Origin of the sequence: Mesorhizobium sp. M2A.F.Ca.ET.067.02.1.1, from assembly GCF_004023285.1 — a bacterium.
Classification (GTDB): Bacteria; Pseudomonadota; Alphaproteobacteria; order Rhizobiales; family Rhizobiaceae; genus Mesorhizobium.
Window position 1 is genome coordinate 1 of record NZ_RZSB01000943.1, and the last position, 2,018, is coordinate 2,018.

Genomic DNA, 2,018 nt, shown 5'->3' on the forward strand with positions numbered 1-2,018 from the left:
GCGCCAGACCTGCAGGTTCTTCAGCGGCGCGAATTCCTGCCAGAAGCTCCTCGTCGGCGCCGCCTTGCCGGCACGGCGTTCGCGGATGACAGGATCTTCGTTGGTAGTGAACCAGAAGACGATCGCCATGACGACCAGCGCCGCGGCCCAGATCAGCGCCACCGACTGCCAGCCCCAGGCAAGCAGCACGAGCGGCGCCAGGAACTTGGTGACCGCCGCACCGACATTGCCGACGCCGAAAATGCCGAGCGCCGTGCCTTGTCTGCCGGCGGGGAAGAAGCGCGACACATAGGCGACGCCGACGGCGAAGGAGCCGCCAGCGAGACCGACGCCGAGGGCGGCAAGCAGCATCTGCTGATAGGTGTGGGCGAAAGCGAGCAGGAAGGTCGCGACCGCCGCCGCGAGCATGGTGAGCGTGTAGACCAGGCGGCCGCCATAGCGGTCGGTCCAGACGCCGAGCACCATGCGCACCAGCGATCCGGTCAGGATCGGCGTGCCGACCAGCAGGCCGAACTCGGTCTCGTTCAGCCCGAGCTCCTGCTTGATGCGCACGCCGATGATGGAAAAGATCGTCCACACCGCGAAGCAGACGGTGAAGGCGATGGTGGACATGACGAGCGCCTGCCGGGGAGCACTGTCCTGGCTTTGCGCGGCTGGGAGGTTTGCGGTCATGGTTGGCTCCGGTTTGCGGCGGCAGGCGCCGCGTGTGGTGTTGATCAGGCGTGCGGCATCGGTCAGCGCGCCGGGGCTTGCGCGGTCACATGCGAACCGTTGCCCTCGGCTTCGTGGCTGGCGGGAAACAAGAACAGCGCGGCAACGAACAGCACCGCCGTCAGCGCGCTGCTCGCCAGGACATCGCGGCGGGTGAAATCCTTGAGCGAGGGTCCGATCCGTCTGGTCATCGTCATCTCCGGTCCAAAACGAAAAAAGCTGCCGTCCAGGCCCCCTCGCGTCCGTACATCCGGGATCGCGTGGTGACCTGAGCGGCAGCTTTGCCTGTGGCGCCCGCCATTGGACGCCTGTTCTGTTGCCCACGAGGGGCTCGGTCTATTTCAAAGCACGAAGCGTGCCAGTTTTACGAGAGATCAGAATTTCATTTAAAATCAGCATGCTGCACAATGGGCCTGCGGCGGAGCCAAGCTGCAACGCGGTCAAACATTGATCAATGGCATGGACATGCCGCACAAATTTTGTGCATCGCACAAGACTGGCGCGCGAATGATCAGGCGCGTTTCTGGCCGGCAATGTAGGCGTCGATCCGGTCCGGATCGAAGATCTGGCCGTCGAAAAATCCGTCGGGACCAAGCACCAGGCTCGCCCCCGCCGAGCCGACTGGCGTCGCAACCTTCAGCGCGCCCTCGACCTTGGCATTGGCGCCGGGCAGCGCCACGCCGAGCGGCTTCAGCGCCGAGCGGTAGAGGTCGGGCCGATAGCAGTCGCGGGCGATGGCGAGGTTCTGCGGTGTGTGCGGCAATTGCCCCCAGCGCACCATCTGCGTGTAGAACCACAGCGCATGGCTTTTCCAGGGGAAGTTCGCCGCCTTGTCGAAGGGCAGGAAGAAATCCTCGACGCGCCGCTCCACGCCGCCGCCAAGTTGAAGGCGTCCAGTGAGCGCCGGCATCTGGATTGCCTCCGGCTGCCCAAGGAAGGCCGGCTTCGCCATCAGCGCGGCCAGTTCGCCGCGGTTCGCCGGGTCCTGGCACCAGCGGGCGGCGTGATGCAACGCCCTGAGAAGTGCTGCAAGCGCCTCCGGGTTCTCCTCGGCCCACACCTTACGCGCGCCGATCACCTTTTCCGGACTGTTGCGCCAGAGCAGCGCCTTGACGGTGACGATGCGGCCGGTTCCGGCCGCGACAGCGGCGCTGTTCCAAGGCTCGCCGACGCAATAGCCGTCGATGCGGCCGGCAGCCAGCGCATCGGCCATGAAGGGCGGCGGCACGATGACGATCTCGATGTCGCGGTCGGGATCGATGCCGCAGGCGGCCAGCCAGTAGCGCAGCTCGTAATTATGCCCGGAA

3 protein-coding genes are annotated in these 2,018 nt (G+C 65.6%); all 3 read right to left on the reverse strand.

Annotated features, from left to right (window positions below):
• Positions 1-672, reverse strand: a 672-nt coding sequence (locus EOA28_RS34025; RefSeq protein WP_128315756.1) for an MFS transporter, incomplete at its 3' end; no start/stop codon positions are given.
• Positions 673-734: 62 nt separating this feature from the next.
• Entirely contained in the window at positions 735-902 is a 168-nt protein-coding gene (locus EOA28_RS39245; protein ID WP_189342353.1) for a hypothetical protein, read from the reverse strand.
• Between the two features lie 320 nt (positions 903-1,222).
• Positions 1,223-2,018 (reverse strand): ABC transporter substrate-binding protein (locus EOA28_RS34030; protein ID WP_148671047.1); only part of this gene is annotated, 796 nt, incomplete at its 5' end.